The organism is Mycobacterium ostraviense (assembly GCF_002705925.1).
GTDB lineage: Bacteria > Actinomycetota > Actinomycetes > Mycobacteriales > Mycobacteriaceae > Mycobacterium > Mycobacterium ostraviense.
The window spans coordinates 5676385-5691334 of the sequence record NZ_NKRE01000001.1 but is presented as its reverse complement, the minus strand read 5'-3'; the positions used below and the strand labels follow the sequence as shown (position 1 = coordinate 5691334).

Genomic DNA, 14950 nt, shown 5'->3' with positions numbered 1-14950 from the left:
CTCTTAACCCACCTTCGGCGAGCCGGTGAATCGGATGTTGAAGTTGGCGGTGATCACCTGTCCGTTCGGCAACCGGAACGCTCGGGGCCGGTGCAGGTCCGGGGCGTCGCCGGTCAGCGACGCCGCCTTGAGCCGCTGTTTGATGATCGGCGGGACGTCGATTTTCAGCGCCGCCAAGGTGGCCAGCGGGTCGGCGGCGAACTGGCGGGCGACCTCCGGTTTGGCCAGCGCCGCAAGGATGGTGCGCTCCGACCTGTGCAACTGCTCGAACTCGGCGCGCAGCCGCGGGCCGAGCCGGTCGATCACCGGGCCGAACGCACTGCTGTCGGGGCCGTTCGGTTGCTGCGGTTCCTTCGATGTCATTGTTCAGGCCTATGCCAGCCGGCGGCGTTTGGCAAGGGGTCACAGTCAAAACTGTTGGCAGACAACGTCGAGCAGCCTCATCGGACCGGCGGCCGCCGTTATCGGTCAGCGTCGTCGCCGGCGATGACACCGTTGATGGTGGCCCGGGCAACCGCGGCGGCGTGCGGGTCGTCGGCTTCGAGGTGGCTGCGCAGGCTGATGAGCGCCTTCCACAGCGCCCATCCGCGGCCGCGGGTCCAGGTTGCGGCGTCGACGCCCAGCGTGCGGCGAAATGCCGTCCTGTTGACCGTGTCGAGGTGGGTCCAGGCGATGGCGGTGTCACACGCCGGGTCACCGATACCGCAGAGCCCGAAGTCGATGACCGCGGTCAGGCGTCCGCGCTGCGTCAGCAGGTTGTCGGCTGCCACATCGCCGTGAAACCAGCACGGTTCGCCGGCGCGGGTGCTGCCGGTGGCGGCGGCCCACACCGCTTGCGCGCCGGCGACGTCGATTTCACCGCCGAGCTCGTCGATGACGGTGCTGGTTTCCTCGGCGTACACCGATACGGGTGCGCCGCGAAAGAAGTTGTGCGGCCCGGGTTCTGGGCCGTCGCCGGGATCGATGTGGTGCAGTGTGCGCAGGAAGTGGCCCAGCGCACACCCGATCGGGCCCCAGTCGGTGACCGCCTCGGCCGCGGTGGCGCCGTCGAGCCAACGGTATACCGACCAGGGATAGGGATAGTGAAACGCGGGTCCCCCCATCGCGACGGGTTGGGGTATGGGCAACGGCAGCCACGGCGCCAGCTGGGGTAGCCAATGCTGTTCTTTGGCAACCTGATCCGCATACCAGTCCGCGGTGGGCAACCGGATCGATAGCTCGTCGCCGAGCCGGAAGGTACGGTTGTCGACGCCTTGGTGGGCGACGGGAGTGATGGCAAGTGACGACCAGTGCGGGAACTGACTGTCGACGAGTCGGCGCGCCAACCGGGCGGTGATCTCGTCGGGCGGGAAGCCCGGTGTGTTGTCAGAGCACATAGGGCGCAATCAGCAGCGCAGCGCCGAACACCGCCGTACCGATCAGGAAGGCCACGATGGTAAACCCCATCACCTGGCGGACATTGAGCTTGGCGATGGCCAGCAGCGGCAGCAGCCAAAACGGCTGGATCATGTTGGCGACCGCTTCGCCGACGGCGACGGACATCGAGATCAGCCCGAGGTAGGCCGGTGAATGCTGACCGATCGCAAGTGCCGAGTCGACCGCGACGGGCCCCTGCACGGCCCAGTGCCCCCCGCCGGAGGGCACGAACAGCGAGATGACGATCGAGCCGACGAAGGTCAAGAACGGCAGGGTGTGTTGGCCGGCACCGGTCACCAGCGCCGCCGCAAGCACAGTCTGCAGCGGTTTGCCCGATCCAGCGGGGACATAACCCAGCAGACCGACGATCCCGCCGTACAGCGGGTACTGCAGCAGCAGCGGGCCAGTGACCCTGGCCGCGCCGGAGAACGCCCGGATGAACCGAATCGGGGTGCGGTGCAGCAACGCACCGGTGACGGTGAACAGCATGACCATCGACGAGATGTTCAACGCAAATCCGCTCAGCCAGAAGTAGGTGATTCCGGCGGCGAAGACGGCAACGTTGAGAATCCACAAGTTCTCCAGCCACTCGGCGAACGTCCGGCTGCCCACGGGCGGGGGCACTACGGGCCCCTCGTCCTCGAAAATTTCCGGGTCGGGCTCGAGGGGCTTGGTCGGTTCCATCCGCCGGATCGCGAGCGCGAGCAACACCAGCACCACGATCACGGCCAGCCAGCTGTAGGGCTGGAAAATCGTCAACTTCAGCGGCACCACCACGCCGGTCAGCTTGTGTATCACGTTGATGGGACTGCCGACATCGGTGTTCGCCAGCGCAATCGACGACGAGAGCCCCTGCGTCCAGACAATGAAACCCATGAACGCCGCGGCGATGAGATAACCGAAATGGGCGCCCGCAAGCCGTTTGGCAACCTGGCGCGCAACCAGCGCGCCCGCGACCAGACCGAGCCCCCAGTTCAACAACGAAAGGACGGCGCTGACACCGAAGCACAGCAGAGCTGCCTGAACCTGGTTCGTCGGCTTACTCGCCACCCCGATGATGGCCCGCCTCAGAATCGGCGCCTCGGCGAGCGTATAGCCCGTCACCAGGATCAGCACCATCTGGAAGGCGAAGGTGAAGATGTTCTGCGATCCCCACACGCCGCGGTACCACGCCTTGAGCACGCCGGCCGGCGTCGCGCCGTCGACCAGCAGCGCCACCGGCGCGACCACCAGGACGGTGAGGATGACCGCGAACAAGTACGGATCCGGCATCAGACGTTCGACATACCGGACGCACAACGTGGTGAGCAGCTGCATCAAGCCGCGCCGCCTGACCTGTTGGTCCTGTTCCGTCGTCATTGGGTCACCCTTGCCTAGACCTTGCCTAAGCCTGCCTCTAGATCAACTCGTAGACCACCAGCCACACCAGACCGGCTGCCACCAGCAGCAATCCGCCGATGACGGCTGCCTTGACAAATCCGGACTGACGGTGCAACCACGCACGCGCCTGCGTGAAGCGCCAGTCGGTCCACGCGTAGGCGCGTGCGGCCCAATCGGCTTCGACCGCGAGCAGCCGAAACGCGACCAGCAGGGCCGGGATGCCCAGCTCGGGAAGCAGCGCGATCAGCGGGATGGACGCGATGAGCAACGCGCCGGCAAGCACGGCCAGGGATGCGCGCACCACCCTCGGCCGGGACCGGCCACGCTCGCGATATGCCAGCACGCGGCTCAGCGCCTCGTCGCGGGCGACGGCCCGGGCGCGCTGGTCGACGGGGTCCATGGCTACTCCTGGCTGATGCGATCGGCGAGCGGGTTCCGCACGGACTCTAGTGGACCGGTTGCCGACGGCGAGTTCCATCGAGCCACCCGGTCGGTGGCCGAGGCCACACGCCGCTTGCCGTGTCAGCGGTGCGCCGGTGCATAGACTGCCGCGTATGAACGACGGTTCCCCGCAGGGCTCCCGGGCTCCAGAAGGCCTGCTGGAGATCGATGACTGCCTGGCAGCCGACGGCAGTATCGCCTTGCCGCCCGGCACCACCTTGATCTCGCTCATCCAACGCAATATCGCCAATGTCGGTGACTCCATCGCGTACCGCTATCTGGACTACACCCGCTCCGCTGAGGGGCAGGCCCTCGAGGTGACCTGGGCGCAGTTGGGGGTGCGACTGGCCGCGATCGGTGCCCAGATCCAACAGTTCGCTGGCAACGGCGACCGGGTCGCGGTCCTGGCGCCGCAGGGCATCGACTACGTTGCGGGTTTCTACGCGGCGATCAAGGCCGGAACTATCGCGGTGCCGCTATTTGCCCCGGAATTGCCCGGCCACGCCGAACGTCTCGATACCGCACTTCGCGACTCGGAGCCCACGGTCGTCCTGACGACGGCGACAGCGAAAGCCGCCGTGGAGGGCTTTCTGGCCAGCCGTCCGCACCTGCGAAAGCCGGACGTCATCATCATCGATCAGATTCCGGATTCGGCAGGGGAGCAGTTCAGTGCGGTCGAGCTGGACATGGATGCCGTGTCCCACCTGCAGTACACCTCGGGCTCGACCCGCCCGCCCGTCGGCATCGAGATCACTCACCGCGCCGTCGGCACCAACCTGGTGCAGATGATCCTGTCGATCGACCTGCTCAACCGCAATACTCACGGCGTCAGCTGGTTGCCGCTCTACCACGACATGGGCTTGTCCATGATCGGCTTCCCGGCGGTATACGGCGGGCACTCCACGCTGATGTCGCCGACCGCGTTCGTCCGTCGGCCGCAGCGGTGGATTCATGCGCTGGCAGCGGGGTCGCGGACCGGGCGCGTCGTCACCGCGGCGCCAAACTTCGCCTACGAGTGGACCGCCCAGCGCGGCCTGCCCGCGGCGGGCGAGGATATCGACCTGCGCAACGTCGTGCTGATCATCGGATCCGAACCGGTCAGCATCGAGGCGATCACGACATTCAACAAAGCGTTCGCGCCCTATGGACTACCGCGGACGGCGTTCAAGCCCTCTTACGGCATCGCCGAGGCGACGCTGCTCGTCGCGACCATCGACCACACCGCCGAAACGACGGTGGTCTACCTCGACCGGGAGCAATTGGGCTGCGGGCGTGCGGTCCCCGTCGCCGCGGATCACCCTAACGCCGTCGTGCAGGTGTCGTGCGGTCACGTCGCTCGCAGCCTGTGGGCCGCGATCGTCAACCCCGACACCGGCGCGGAATTGCCGGATGGCGAAGTCGGCGAAATCTGGCTGCAGGGAGACAACGTCGGCCGCGGCTACTGGGGGCGACCGGACGAAACGCGCCACACTTTTGGCGCCAGGCTGCAATCACCGCTCAGCGAGGGCAGCCGGGTGAAGGGCGCTGCGCTCGACGGGAATTGGCTGCGGACTTCGGACCTGGGCGTCTACCTCGACGGTGAGCTGTACGTCACGGGACGGATCGCCGATCTCATCACCATCGACGGCCACAACCACTATCCGCAGGACATCGAGGCCACCGTCGCGGCGGCATCGCCCATCGTCCGGCGGGGATATGTCACGGCTTTCGCGGCGCCGGCCAACGCGCTGCCGGATGCTGACGATCCGGATGACACCAGCCCCCGGCTGGTGATCATCGCCGAACGTGCGGCGGGCACCAGCCACGCCGATCCGCAACCGGCGATCGAGGCGATCCGGGCCGCGGTTGCCGCACGCCACGGGCTCTCGGCAGCCGACGTACGTTTCCTCCCCGCCGGGGCCATTCCGCGTACCACCAGCGGCAAGCTGGCTCGCCGGGCCTGCCGTGCCCAATACCTCAGCGGAGTATTGGGAGCGCACTAACTCCTCCTAGAGTCGGGGCCTGGCGCCTCATCTCACGAAAGTCCCCGTTGCGCAACACTTCTGAGCCATGAGATTTGGCCAGGCCGTGCGATATCCGCCGTTGTCGCTGGCGCATGCCAAAGCAGGCGGGTTGGCCTCGCACGTATGGCGTTGCGCTGCAATGTCGTCCGCCGACGGACAGGTATGTGGTGCGGGCTATGGGGGTTCCGTGTCGTCGTCTCCGTCGCGGAGCAGTTTTTCGGGGTGATGGAACGTGTTGGTGCGGGGTTGGCCGCGATCTTGGTGGGCGGGTGGGAGCCATTCGGTGTCGCCGTGGGTGTTTTTGCGGGTGCTCCAGCCCTGGTCGAGGAGTTTGTGGTGGGGTCCGCAGGCGAAGGTCAGTTGGTTGATATCGGTGGTGGGCGACTCGGCGAACGGAATCACATGGTGGACTTCGCAGTAATACCCTTTGACGTCGCAGCCCGGGGCCGAGCAGCCACGCTCCTTGGCGTAGAGCATGATTCGCTGTCCGGGTGAGGCCAGCCGCTTGCTGTGATACAGCGCCACGGCTTTGCCGTGGTCGAAAACGGCGAGGTAGTGGTGGGCGTGGCTGGCCAGGCGGATCACATCGCTGATCGGCAGGGTGGTGCCGCCGCCGGTCACTCCGGTGCCGGCGGCGGCTTGCAGGTCTTTGAGGGTGGTGGACACGATGATCGAGGCGGGCAGCCCATTGTGCTGGCCCAGGTTTCCGGAGGCCAGCAGGGCGCGCAGCCCGGCGTTGAGCCCGTCGTGGTGGCGTTGGGCAGCCGAACGGGTGTCGGTGTCGATGGCCTCTTGGCTGGGACTGCCCTCAACACATGGGCTTTGGCATTCGGGGTTGCACATGCCCGGGGCGGCCAGCTTGGCCAACACCGCCTCCAGGGTGGCGCGCAGCTCCGGGGTGATCAGCCCCCGCAGCTCCGACATGCCATCGGCGTGCTGGCCGCCCAACATCAGCCCGCGCCGCCGCGCCCTGTCCTCATCGCGGTAGGTGCCATCGGGATTGAGGCAATCAGCCAGGGTGGCGGCCAGCTCGGCCAGTTGTTCGGGGCGAAACTGGCTGGCTTGGCGGGCCAGCTGGGCTTCGGCGCGCTCGCGGGTGGCTTGGTCGACCCAGCCGGGCAGCTGCCGGCAAAACCGGCGGATCACCGCGATGTGCTCGGCGCCGATGGTGGCGTCGCGTTGGGCGGCGGCGGTGGCGGCCAGCGCCGGGGCGATCGGCTCACCGGTCAACCCGCACCGCGGCCCCAGATCGGCAGCCACATGAATGCGCCGGGCGGCCTCGGCGCGGCTGATCAAGGTCCACTCGGCGATCGCATGCGACAGTTTGCCGCCCAGTTCTGCGGCGCTGGCCTGGCGGGCCAAATGGTTGATCAGCTGATGCTCGGGCACCGGCAGGCGCCGGCGCACCTGTTCGCAGCGCTGCAGCAGCGCCAACCACTGCGCGGTGCTCAGCGCGTCAAAGTTCAGGCCCGCCACCACATCCAGCGCGGCATCCAACCCGTCAAAGGCCGCCGTGATCGCCTGCCAATCCATAGCGCCTAACCTATCGGCGACCTCTGACAAAAACCGGGGCAGAAAGTGCCTGCCCAACAACCGATTTCACGTTTCGCTCACGGCGAACAACAATCCGGGGCCCGCATCAACCCCAACGCCATCCCGACCACCACACCGATCACAAGACGGATCTTGATCACCAGACGTTGGAACCATGGTGGTCCCGGCAGCATGGCCAGCGCAGCCGTCCCGATCAAGTCATTGCAGCCTTCGCCGACTGCTTAGAGCCGCAAAACCTCCAGCCACTACGGTGTAGTGGCCCGGTGCACGATGCAAAGCCGAACCCACCGGACGGATCGGTATCAAGAAGGGCTCCACCCCGTCGAGCAACGGAGGCATTAGTGGTTGATCTACCACGCGGCACTGAGCATTTCAGCGGAGTCATCAACCCGTCGGCGGCCGATTCCACACCCGTCAAGCCGACGATCACCTATCCACCCGCCGACGCTCCGAATGTCGTGGTCGTGTTGCTCGACGACGTCGGGTTCGGCGCCGCATCCACGTTCGGCGGCCCGGTCCCAACGCCCACGCTCGAACGTATTGCCCGAATAGGCTTGCGCTACAACCAGTTTCACACCACCGCGCTGTGCTCCCCGACGCGCGCCGCGCTGCTGACCGGACGCAACCACCACAGCGCCCACATGGGCACCATCTGCGAGATCGCCTACGGATTCCCCGGCTACGACAGCATGCTGCCGCAGAGCACCGCGACCGTGGCACAGGTCCTGCAAATGAACGGCTACAGCACCGCGCTGTTCGGCAAGGCGCACTTCACCCCCACCTGGGAGACCGGCCCCGCCGGCCCGTTCGATCGCTGGCCCACCGGCCTCGGCTTCGAGCGCTTCTACGGTTTCCTGGGCGGCGACACGTCGCAGTACGAGCCGGCGCTTTACGACCAGACCACACCCGTCGAGCCATATCTGGGGCGCGACGACTATCACCTCACCGAGGATCTCGCCGACAAGACGATCGAATGGATCCGCAAGCAAAAGACGTCGGCGCCCGACAAGCCGTTTTTTGTGTACTTGGCTCCCGGGGCGACACACAGCCCGCACCACGTGTGGCCGGAGTGGTCGGACCGGTTCGCCGGCCAGTTCGACGACGGCTGGGATGCATTGCGGGAGCAGACATTCGCCCGCCAGATCGAGATGGGCATCATCCCACCCGGCACGCGGTTGACCCCTCGGCCCGAGCAGATACCCGCCTGGGCCGACTACGACGATCGATACAAGCCGGTGGCCCGGCGCCTGATGGAGGTCTACGCAGGGTTCCTGGCCCACACCGACGCCCAGATCGGACGGGTCGTCCACGCCATCGACGAGTTGGGGCAATGGGACGACACGCTGTTCATCTATGTGTGCGGCGACAACGGCGCGTCGGCTGAAGGGACCCTGCACGGTGCCTGGAGCTCACCGGCGTTTCAGAACGGGCTACCCGAAGACCCCGAATGGCTGCTTGCGCACCTGGCCGATTTCGGCACGGCGCGCTGCGAGAACCACTACAACGTCGGCTGGGCCTGGGCACTCGACGCGCCGTTCCAGTGGATGAAGCAGGTGGCATCTCATTTCGGCGGCACCCGCAACGGGCTCGCTGTCTCCTGGCCACGAGGCATTCGCGCAGCGGGGGAGCAGCGCAGCCAGTTTCACCACGTCATCGACATCGTCCCCACCATCCTGGAGGTCACTGGCATCGAGATGCCGGGGCGCGTCAACGGCATCGAGCAGAAGCCGATCGAAGGCGTCAGCATGCGGTACTCGTTCGACGACGCCGACGCCGACGCCGAAAGCCACCGAACTACACAGTATTTCGAGATCTTCGGCAATCGCGCCGTCTACCACGAAGGTTGGATGGCGTCCTGCTTCCATGGGCGACTGCCCTGGATCCGTGCCCAGCGCAACATTCCGTTCGGAGAGGCCGAGCGCTGGGAGCTCTACCATCTCGCCGACGACTTCAGCCAGGGCGTCGACCTGGCCGAGCAGTACCCGGACAAGCTCGCCGAGCTGCAGGCCGTTTTCGACACCGAAGCACGCAAGTACGACGTCTACCCGCTCAGCGATGCCACGCTGGCGCGGGCGCTGCCCGTCAACCGGCCAAGCCTGCTCGGTGATCGCACCTCGGTCACCTACTACCCGGGTCAGGTACGCATCCCCGAACCGGTGACGCTTAGCTACACCAGCACGTCGTTCGCACTGCGGGCACAGTTGCACATCCCGCCCGGGGGTGCTCAGGGGGTGGTCATCTCCGTCGGCGGGGCGATGGCCGGGTGGAGCCTTTATCTGCAAGACGCCATTCCCAACTTTGCCTACAACTATCTGGGCCACCAACTCACCACAGTCACCGCACCCGGTCCACTGCCCGAAGGCCCTGTGAATCTTGGGCTTTCGTTCGATTACGACGGCGGGGGACTGGGCAAGGGCGCATCGGTGACGCTGCTGGTCGACGACGCCGCCGTGGTCAGCGGCCGGTTGGAGCGCACCGTCCCGTTCCGGTTCTCGATGAGCGGCGAAACGCTGGACGTCGGCGTCGATACCGGATCTCCGGTCGCACCGTACGGGCATGATTTCCGGTTCACGGGCCGGATCGATCGCATCGACGCCACCGTCGACCCGCATCCGGCCGATCTCGCCGCCGCGATCGCCGAAGCCGAGATGCGCGCCGCACTGGGCTCGCAGTAGCCGAGACGGGGCGACGAGTCGCTATCCTCAGCCGGTGACCGCCATGTGGAGCAGCCTTATCCCGCTGATTCTCGGCGGCGTCCTGGAACCGATCGAGATCGCGATCACGATCATGTTGCTGGGCACGCCATCGCATCTGCGGACGGCCTGCGCCTGGGTCGCCGGGCATATCGGCACCCGCCTATTGCAGGGCCTCATTTTCGGCACCATCTTGCATTGGGGAGCCCGCAAGGCCGACACGAGTCACCCGCACCACTGGATTGTGTCGACGGTGCTGTTGGTGGTGGCCCTGCTGTTTCTGGTCACCGCCGCGCGCGAGCTGTTGAGCGACGACGATCCCGAGGCTCCGCCACCGAAGTGGATGAGCATGCTCATGTCGGCGACACCCACCAAGGCCTTCTTCATCGGGGCGGGCGTCATCACGGTCTCGGTCAAGGCGTGGGTGTTCACTCTGGCGGCGATCAGCGTGATCGGCGGCGCGGGTTTGCCGCGGGCCGCCAATATCGCCTCCTACATCGCGTTCGTGCTGCTGGCCATGAGCGCCAATCTGTTGATCATCGCGATGGCTGCGTTATTCCCTGCCCAGTCGCGCACCCTGCTGGACCGGATCCTGCGCTGGCTGCAGGCAAATAACCGGCCCATCATGGTCGTGGTGGGAACGGTTTTCGGAGTCTGGTTCGGGTGGAAAGCCTTGCACGGCTCGGGAATTCTCTAACCGGGGCAGGCCCGGCAGGTCAGCCGGGCGGTGCGGCTTCCCGCTGACGTATCCAGCGGGTGTAGACGAGGCCGACACCGGCAGTGATCAGGCCGTAGAGCGCCACCGCCCCGTGTTCGTCGGTGTCGGGAAAATTCGCCGACGCGATGGTCAGCGCGGTCGCCGGGTGGCGGCAACTGCTCGCGAAAGCCACCACCGCCGAAAACTGGCGATCGGGCCCGCCCAGCACATGCCCGACGAGCAACGTGGCCACCACGAATACCGCCAGGGCTACCAGGGTGGAACCGCTCATGAGCTTCCACATCCGCGGCGCTGCGGCGATCAACAGCACGATCATCGCCACCGGCAGCACCCAGCGCTGGGCGCTCTCGATGGGACCCGCGATACGCTTGGCCGCCACCGGCCAGACCGCCCCGATCGTCATTCCGGCGACGAGCGGCGCCAACACCGACACCAGCATCAGCTTGCCGATCGCCCACGGGCTGACCACGTACTGATGCCCGAATACGTTGCCCAGCAAGGTCGCAGCCACGGCGAGCACGGGAACGGCGAGTACCGCGAGCACGATGACCAGGCCCAGCCCAAACTGGACGTGGCCACCGGCCTTTTCCCCGCGGCGGGGCAACAATGGCGGCAACGGTGAGATCGCCAACGTCACTAGCGCAATGGCAACCTCCGGCCGCAGATCCATCATCTGGACTAGCAGTACCGCGACCCCGGGTGCAACGACGAGAACGGCCAGCAGCGCCCGCGCCAGCAGTCCCGGACGTTGCGCCAGGTAGCCCACGTCGGCGAACTGCGCGGTCAACCCGTAGCCGAGGATCACGACGAACAGGCTTATCTGGAAGGCAAGCTTCGCCGCTTCTGCCATTGTCACGACGCACAGCCTGCCATGGCGCCCGGTGCCGCCGGCGCCGCATCCGGAAACCGGTGCCGCAGCGCCGTCAGCTCGCGGCCGGTCCGGTACGAAACGTCTTCGGCCCCAGTCCATTCGAGGGTGCGGCGACCGGCTGATCCGGGTCTCGACAGCCCAGGTCGGACGGATCGTCGTCCGGGACTTCCCGGCAGGTACGCCGCCATGGCCTGGGGGGAAAGTGCAGTTCGGACGAGCCGGCACTCGGCGTGTCAGGCACGGCCATAGACTCGAATCGCCGACTCGACGTCGTCGGCGCTGAGTTCTTTGGTGCAGAAGAACCAGTCGTCGCACTCCACTCCCGCGACGTGACCGTCCATTCGCTCCTTGGCGGTACCGCACGAACCCGCCGGTGGCACAATCACCCGGTCGCCGGGGCGCCAATCGGCCGGTGTCGCGACATCGAAGCGATCGGCCGTCTGCAGCGCCTTGACCGCTCGCAACAGCTCGTCGAAGTTGCGTCCGAGGCTCAGCGGGTAATAGATGATCGCGCGGACTATGCCCGTGGGGTCGATGATGAAGACCGCGCGAACGGCCTTCGTGGCGTCCTCGCCCGGCATGATCATCCCGTACGTCTGCGCGACCTGCATCGAGATATCCTCGACGAGCGGGAAACCGACTTCCACGTCATGCATACCGCGGAAACTGATCTTGTCCTTGATCGTTCGTAACCAGGCGATGTGGCTGTACAGCGAGTCCACGGACAAGCCGACCAACTCGGTGTTGTAGGCCGCAAACTCCTGCTGCATCGACGCGAACGTCATGAATTCGCTCGTGCACACCGGCGTGAAATCCGCTGGATGGGAGAAGAAGATCACCCACTTGCCGGCGTAGTCGGCGGGGAAGTTGATCGGCCCTTCAGTGGTGACGGCGGTAAAAGCCGGTGCTGGTTCCCCGATCCGGGGCATGGCTCCGGCGGTGGGAGTGTCGGTGACGGTCATCGCGGTCCTTTCCGTGGTTCAACCAGTTCCAACAAATACCCAGAGGGGTATATTCCCATCATCGAGCTTGCCCGGCCCGAAGGCGATCAGGGGCTGGTGCCCTGGTTGATGATGAGCGGCGGTGGCGCTCCTTCGTGGGGGTCGGCGTGGGTCTTGTAGAACGGCGGCAGCGTGCCCGCGCCGGCCTCGAACGGCGTGAGGTACTCGGCGTCGAATGTCACCCGATACCACTGGATTCCGAGCGACGCCGAGATGTCCGGGTCGCCGCTCCTGGCGTTGGTGATGTTGGTGACTCGTACGCATGTCAGGTGCTCACGCATGATCGACGAGAACGTCGCCAGCCCGGTGGAGTCCCGCTCTGGTGCCGTCGCACCGTACATGGCACGCATCGGACCACCGAGGTATCCCCAGGCAGTGATGTAGTCGTGGTTGTTGATTGCCGAGAAGTAGTCGACGATCACTTGCTGCCCCTTGCCGGCAGGGACGGCGTCGGGTCGCCCGTTGGCGCACCCCGGATCGGCCGCGCCGCGTCCGGCGGGCGCCACCCCGACTCCGATCAACACCGCCACCGCGGCGACTAACATGCCCCCGCTCCAACACCGTGAAATAGCCATACCGGCCAACATAGAGGGGACTTTGGCCTCTTATCCACGACTTGCGGCGAACGGATCATGGACGACGTCGCCGGCGAGAACTCGGGACCGTTCAGCTTGGTCACAGACCGGAAACTCCCGCTAGGAGTAACACATGATCGAATACGACTTGGACACCGACCACTCGATCCTGCTGGTGCGGCCCAAATCCGCGCTCGACAGCGACGACTTCGACCAACTCGCGAAGACGGTTGACCCCCATATCGAGGCGACGGGCGACCTGGCCGGGCTGATCATCGATGCTCCCGGATTTCCCGGCTGGGACAGCTTCGGGGCGATGGCGCCCGCGTGCCACGATGATCGAATGACCGCCACACCCGCACCGTCGTCGCAAGCGCCAGACGAGAATTCGGCCCTGGCGGGGTACCCGGTCACCGCTCCGCCGCCGCTGCCCGGTCCGGTTATCTTCGACCAGCTATGGACTGATTTGACGTTCGTCCATTGGCCGGTGCTACCGAACAGCGTCGCGCACCTGTATCCACCGGCGACCCGACCCGACGTCTTCGCCGACGGGATGACCTACGTGGCCTTAGTCCCTTTTGCCATGACCGGCACCAAGCTCGGCACCGCACTCCCGCTGCCCTATTTCGGCAGCTTTCTGGAGACCAACATCCGGCTCTACTCGATCGGTGACGCCGGTCGTCACGGCGTCCTCTTCCGGTCACTGGAAACGGCGCGGCTGGCGGTCGTGCCCGTCACCCGGATCGGCCTCGGCGTCCCCTATACCTGGGCCAGGATGCGAATGACACGCTCCGGCAACCGGATTACGTATGACAGTGTGCGCCGCTGGCCGAAGCGCGGGCTGCGCAGCCGGCTCACCATCGAAATCGGCGGCGTGGTCGAGCCCACGCCGCTGGAGATCTGGCTGACCGCCCGTTGGGGCGCCCACAGTCGCCAGGGCGGCCGGACGTGGTGGGTACCGAATGAGCATGAAACATGGTCATTGCACGCCGCGGAGATCGTCGAATTGGCCGACGAGCTGCGTGACGCGAGCGGCGTGCGACCCGGCGGCCAGCGGTTGCGCGCGCTGTATTCACCCGGTATGCGAACGCGTTTCGGACGTCGCTGCCGCGTCGAGTGAGGTTCAATAGGACAGCACGTGCCCACGGGGGCAGTCGCCTTCGATGCGTTCGATGCCGCTGAACGGGTCGTCGTCGAATTCGCGCCAGTTCCAATGGTCTCCGCAGTAGGACGACGCACAGTCCGGGCAATGGAAGGGCGCGTATGAGTAGCCGATGCGATACAGCGCCGCCGCGTCCGCGCCGGCGATCGCTTCGGCCACGGTGTCGGCACGGTCGGCCGAGACGGGCTGGCTGGCCGCGCCGAAGGAGGTCTGCACCACGATGCGGGCTTGGCCTTGCGGGCGAACCAGGGCATCCAACTCGGCCAACGCCTCGAGGGCCGGCCGGCCGTTGTCACCGAGCGTTTCGGTTGGTCGAGCGAGCCGCACTCGTCCCGCCATGTTGCCGCATACCGCGCAACCGAAGCGCGGTCACATCGCAACAGATGGGTAGCACCGTGCCGCCGGCTGCCGTGAGTTCCGCGGCGGCCGTCGCCAATACCTCGGAATGCCTTGCGGCAATGGCTACTTGAGCACCGGCCTGAACATACGCCAGAGCCACCTTCTTGCCGATGCCGGCGGGGCCCCCGGTGATCAGAGCCCGCTTGCCGTGTAGGTCGAATAAGTCCAACACGCTCATTCGTCATCCCCTCCGGACGTGACCGCCAATCGACGCAGGCTCTAGTGTGTCCGGTATGGGCACGTTCCCCAAAGCCGAGATCGAACAAGCCGTCCGGCATTACACCACCGTCGTCGAGGGGTGCTCGGCGTCGGGCGACTGGCGACCGTTCGCCGATCTGTTCACCGAGGACGTCGTCTACATCGAACACCACTACGGCGTCTTTCATGGGCGCGAGGCGCTACGGGAATGGATCGTCGCGGTCATGGCGCCGTTCCCGCACATGCGGTTTCCCTCGGACTGGACCGCCTACGATGAGGCCAACGACGCGGTTGTCCTCGCGATCAGGAATCTGCTCGACCACCCGACCGACCCGAACGGCGAGCCGTTCTGGTTCCCGAACTGGACGCGCCTGGTCTACGCGGGCAATGGCCTATTCAGTAGCGAGGAAGACATCTACAACCCTGATCGTGATGCCCCGCGGGTGGTCGGTGCCTGGCTGCAGGCCGGTGGCCGGCTGGCCACCGACCACATTCTGCAGCCCAAAACTTGACCGCGGCATCGATTTTCGAGCTGGAGC

The 14950-nt window shown here is 66.1% G+C and carries 15 protein-coding genes and 1 pseudogene; 5 read left to right on the top strand and 11 right to left on the bottom strand.

Features of this window, described 5'->3' with window-relative positions; translation table 11 throughout:
- Positions 1–3: 3 nt before the first annotated feature.
- The 4 genes from CDN38_RS26480 to CDN38_RS26465 all read right to left on the bottom strand — a co-directional run bounded on the left by CDN38_RS26480 (position 4) and on the right by CDN38_RS26465 (position 3196).
- Positions 4–363 (bottom strand): hypothetical protein, encoded by a 360-nt coding sequence (locus CDN38_RS26480; RefSeq protein WP_075511895.1) that lies wholly within the window; start codon positions 361–363, stop codon positions 4–6.
- 98 nt (positions 364–461) lie between these two features.
- The gene (locus tag CDN38_RS26475) at positions 462–1376 is read right to left on the bottom strand and encodes an aminoglycoside phosphotransferase family protein (RefSeq protein ID WP_075511896.1); all 915 of its coding nucleotides are present in this window, start codon (positions 1374–1376) and stop codon (positions 462–464) included.
- Complete coding sequence (locus tag CDN38_RS26470) at positions 1366–2775, bottom strand: TIGR00366 family protein (protein ID WP_075511897.1); 1410 nt, start codon at positions 2773–2775, stop codon at positions 1366–1368. Before CDN38_RS26470 ends, CDN38_RS26475 begins: the two co-directional genes overlap by 11 nt.
- Positions 2776–2812: 37 nt before the next feature.
- On the bottom strand, positions 2813–3196 hold the full coding sequence (locus CDN38_RS26465) for a hypothetical protein (RefSeq protein ID WP_075512179.1): 384 nt from the start codon (positions 3194–3196) through the stop codon (positions 2813–2815).
- 154 nt (positions 3197–3350) lie between these two features.
- On the opposite strand from CDN38_RS26465, the gene CDN38_RS26460 reads away from it, so the two are divergent.
- Entirely contained in the window at positions 3351–5219 is a 1869-nt protein-coding gene (locus tag CDN38_RS26460) for a fatty acyl-AMP ligase (RefSeq protein ID WP_075512178.1), read from the top strand.
- A 195-nt stretch (positions 5220–5414) separates the two neighbouring features.
- Here CDN38_RS26460 and CDN38_RS26455 read toward each other — a convergent pair whose 3' ends face one another.
- Together CDN38_RS26455 and CDN38_RS29760 are read right to left on the bottom strand one after the other, a co-directional pair.
- Complete coding sequence (locus tag CDN38_RS26455; protein WP_075512177.1) at positions 5415–6773, bottom strand: HNH endonuclease signature motif containing protein; 1359 nt, start codon at positions 6771–6773, stop codon at positions 5415–5417.
- Between the two features lie 77 nt (positions 6774–6850).
- Positions 6851–6991, bottom strand: coding sequence for a hypothetical protein (locus CDN38_RS29760; protein ID WP_161951668.1), 141 nt, complete (start codon positions 6989–6991; stop codon positions 6851–6853).
- Between the two features lie 144 nt (positions 6992–7135).
- Here CDN38_RS29760 and CDN38_RS26450 point away from each other — a divergent pair, with 144 nt between their 5' ends.
- Together CDN38_RS26450 and CDN38_RS26445 are read left to right on the top strand one after the other, a co-directional pair.
- The gene (locus CDN38_RS26450; RefSeq protein ID WP_075512176.1) at positions 7136–9469 is read left to right on the top strand and encodes an arylsulfatase; all 2334 of its coding nucleotides are present in this window, start codon (positions 7136–7138) and stop codon (positions 9467–9469) included.
- A gap of 43 nt (positions 9470–9512) precedes the next feature.
- The gene (locus tag CDN38_RS26445) at positions 9513–10184 is read left to right on the top strand and encodes a GAP family protein (RefSeq protein WP_075512188.1); all 672 of its coding nucleotides are present in this window, start codon (positions 9513–9515) and stop codon (positions 10182–10184) included.
- 19 nt (positions 10185–10203) lie between these two features.
- On the opposite strand, the gene CDN38_RS26440 is transcribed toward CDN38_RS26445, so the two are convergent.
- The 3 genes from CDN38_RS26440 to CDN38_RS26430 form a co-directional block, all read right to left on the bottom strand.
- Positions 10204–11055 carry a bile acid:sodium symporter family protein gene (locus tag CDN38_RS26440; protein WP_233027129.1) on the bottom strand — a complete coding sequence of 284 codons (852 nt, stop codon included), beginning with the start codon at positions 11053–11055 and terminating at the stop codon, positions 10204–10206.
- Positions 11056–11309: 254 nt separating this feature from the next.
- Positions 11310–12038 (bottom strand): peroxiredoxin, encoded by a 729-nt coding sequence (locus CDN38_RS26435; protein WP_180276393.1) that lies wholly within the window; start codon positions 12036–12038, stop codon positions 11310–11312.
- Positions 12039–12124: 86 nt separating this feature from the next.
- Positions 12125–12622 carry a hypothetical protein gene (locus tag CDN38_RS26430; RefSeq protein WP_233027056.1) on the bottom strand — a complete coding sequence of 166 codons (498 nt, stop codon included), beginning with the start codon at positions 12620–12622 and terminating at the stop codon, positions 12125–12127.
- A 373-nt stretch (positions 12623–12995) separates the two neighbouring features.
- Between CDN38_RS26430 and CDN38_RS26425 the strand changes: the two genes are divergently transcribed.
- Positions 12996–13772 carry a YqjF family protein gene (locus tag CDN38_RS26425; protein ID WP_075512184.1) on the top strand — a complete coding sequence of 259 codons (777 nt, stop codon included), beginning with the start codon at positions 12996–12998 and terminating at the stop codon, positions 13770–13772.
- 3 nt (positions 13773–13775) lie between these two features.
- Here the strand turns inward: CDN38_RS26425 and CDN38_RS26420 are convergent, their stop codons facing one another.
- Together CDN38_RS26420 and CDN38_RS26415 are read right to left on the bottom strand one after the other, a co-directional pair.
- Complete coding sequence (locus CDN38_RS26420) at positions 13776–14153, bottom strand: hypothetical protein (protein ID WP_142361335.1); 378 nt, start codon at positions 14151–14153, stop codon at positions 13776–13778.
- Positions 14154–14181: 28 nt separating this feature from the next.
- A pseudogene (locus CDN38_RS26415) lies at positions 14182–14391 on the bottom strand (SDR family NAD(P)-dependent oxidoreductase); the annotation flags it as partial.
- Between the two features lie 55 nt (positions 14392–14446).
- Between CDN38_RS26415 and CDN38_RS26410 the strand changes: the two are divergent.
- Positions 14447–14923: a nuclear transport factor 2 family protein gene (locus CDN38_RS26410; protein ID WP_075512174.1), complete on the top strand. Its 477-nt coding sequence runs from the start codon at positions 14447–14449 to the stop codon at positions 14921–14923.
- Positions 14924–14950 lie beyond the last annotated feature (27 nt).

What these genes read in the sequence shown, in the direction of transcription:
- CDN38_RS26480 (WP_075511895.1), bottom strand. Translation starts at nt 363, where the DNA reads ATGACATCGAAGGAACCGCAGCAACCGAACGGCCCCGACAGCAGTGCG.
- CDN38_RS26475 (WP_075511896.1), bottom strand. Translation starts at nt 1,376, where the DNA reads ATGTGCTCTGACAACACACCGGGCTTCCCGCCCGACGAGATCACCGCC.
- CDN38_RS26470 (WP_075511897.1), bottom strand. Translation starts at nt 2,775, where the DNA reads ATGACGACGGAACAGGACCAACAGGTCAGGCGGCGCGGCTTGATGCAG.
- CDN38_RS26465 (WP_075512179.1), bottom strand. Translation starts at nt 3,196, where the DNA reads ATGGACCCCGTCGACCAGCGCGCCCGGGCCGTCGCCCGCGACGAGGCG.
- CDN38_RS26460 (WP_075512178.1), top strand. Translation starts at nt 3,351, where the DNA reads ATGAACGACGGTTCCCCGCAGGGCTCCCGGGCTCCAGAAGGCCTGCTG.
- CDN38_RS26455 (WP_075512177.1), bottom strand. Translation starts at nt 6,773, where the DNA reads ATGGATTGGCAGGCGATCACGGCGGCCTTTGACGGGTTGGATGCCGCG.
- CDN38_RS26445 (WP_075512188.1), top strand. Translation starts at nt 9,513, where the DNA reads ATGTGGAGCAGCCTTATCCCGCTGATTCTCGGCGGCGTCCTGGAACCG.
- CDN38_RS26440 (WP_233027129.1), bottom strand. Translation starts at nt 11,055, where the DNA reads ATGGCAGAAGCGGCGAAGCTTGCCTTCCAGATAAGCCTGTTCGTCGTG.
- CDN38_RS26435 (WP_180276393.1), bottom strand. Translation starts at nt 12,038, where the DNA reads ATGACCGTCACCGACACTCCCACCGCCGGAGCCATGCCCCGGATCGGG.
- CDN38_RS26430 (WP_233027056.1), bottom strand. Translation starts at nt 12,622, where the DNA reads ATGTTAGTCGCCGCGGTGGCGGTGTTGATCGGAGTCGGGGTGGCGCCC.
- CDN38_RS26425 (WP_075512184.1), top strand. Translation starts at nt 12,996, where the DNA reads ATGACCGCCACACCCGCACCGTCGTCGCAAGCGCCAGACGAGAATTCG.
- CDN38_RS26420 (WP_142361335.1), bottom strand. Translation starts at nt 14,153, where the DNA reads ATGGCGGGACGAGTGCGGCTCGCTCGACCAACCGAAACGCTCGGTGAC.
- CDN38_RS26410 (WP_075512174.1), top strand. Translation starts at nt 14,447, where the DNA reads ATGGGCACGTTCCCCAAAGCCGAGATCGAACAAGCCGTCCGGCATTAC.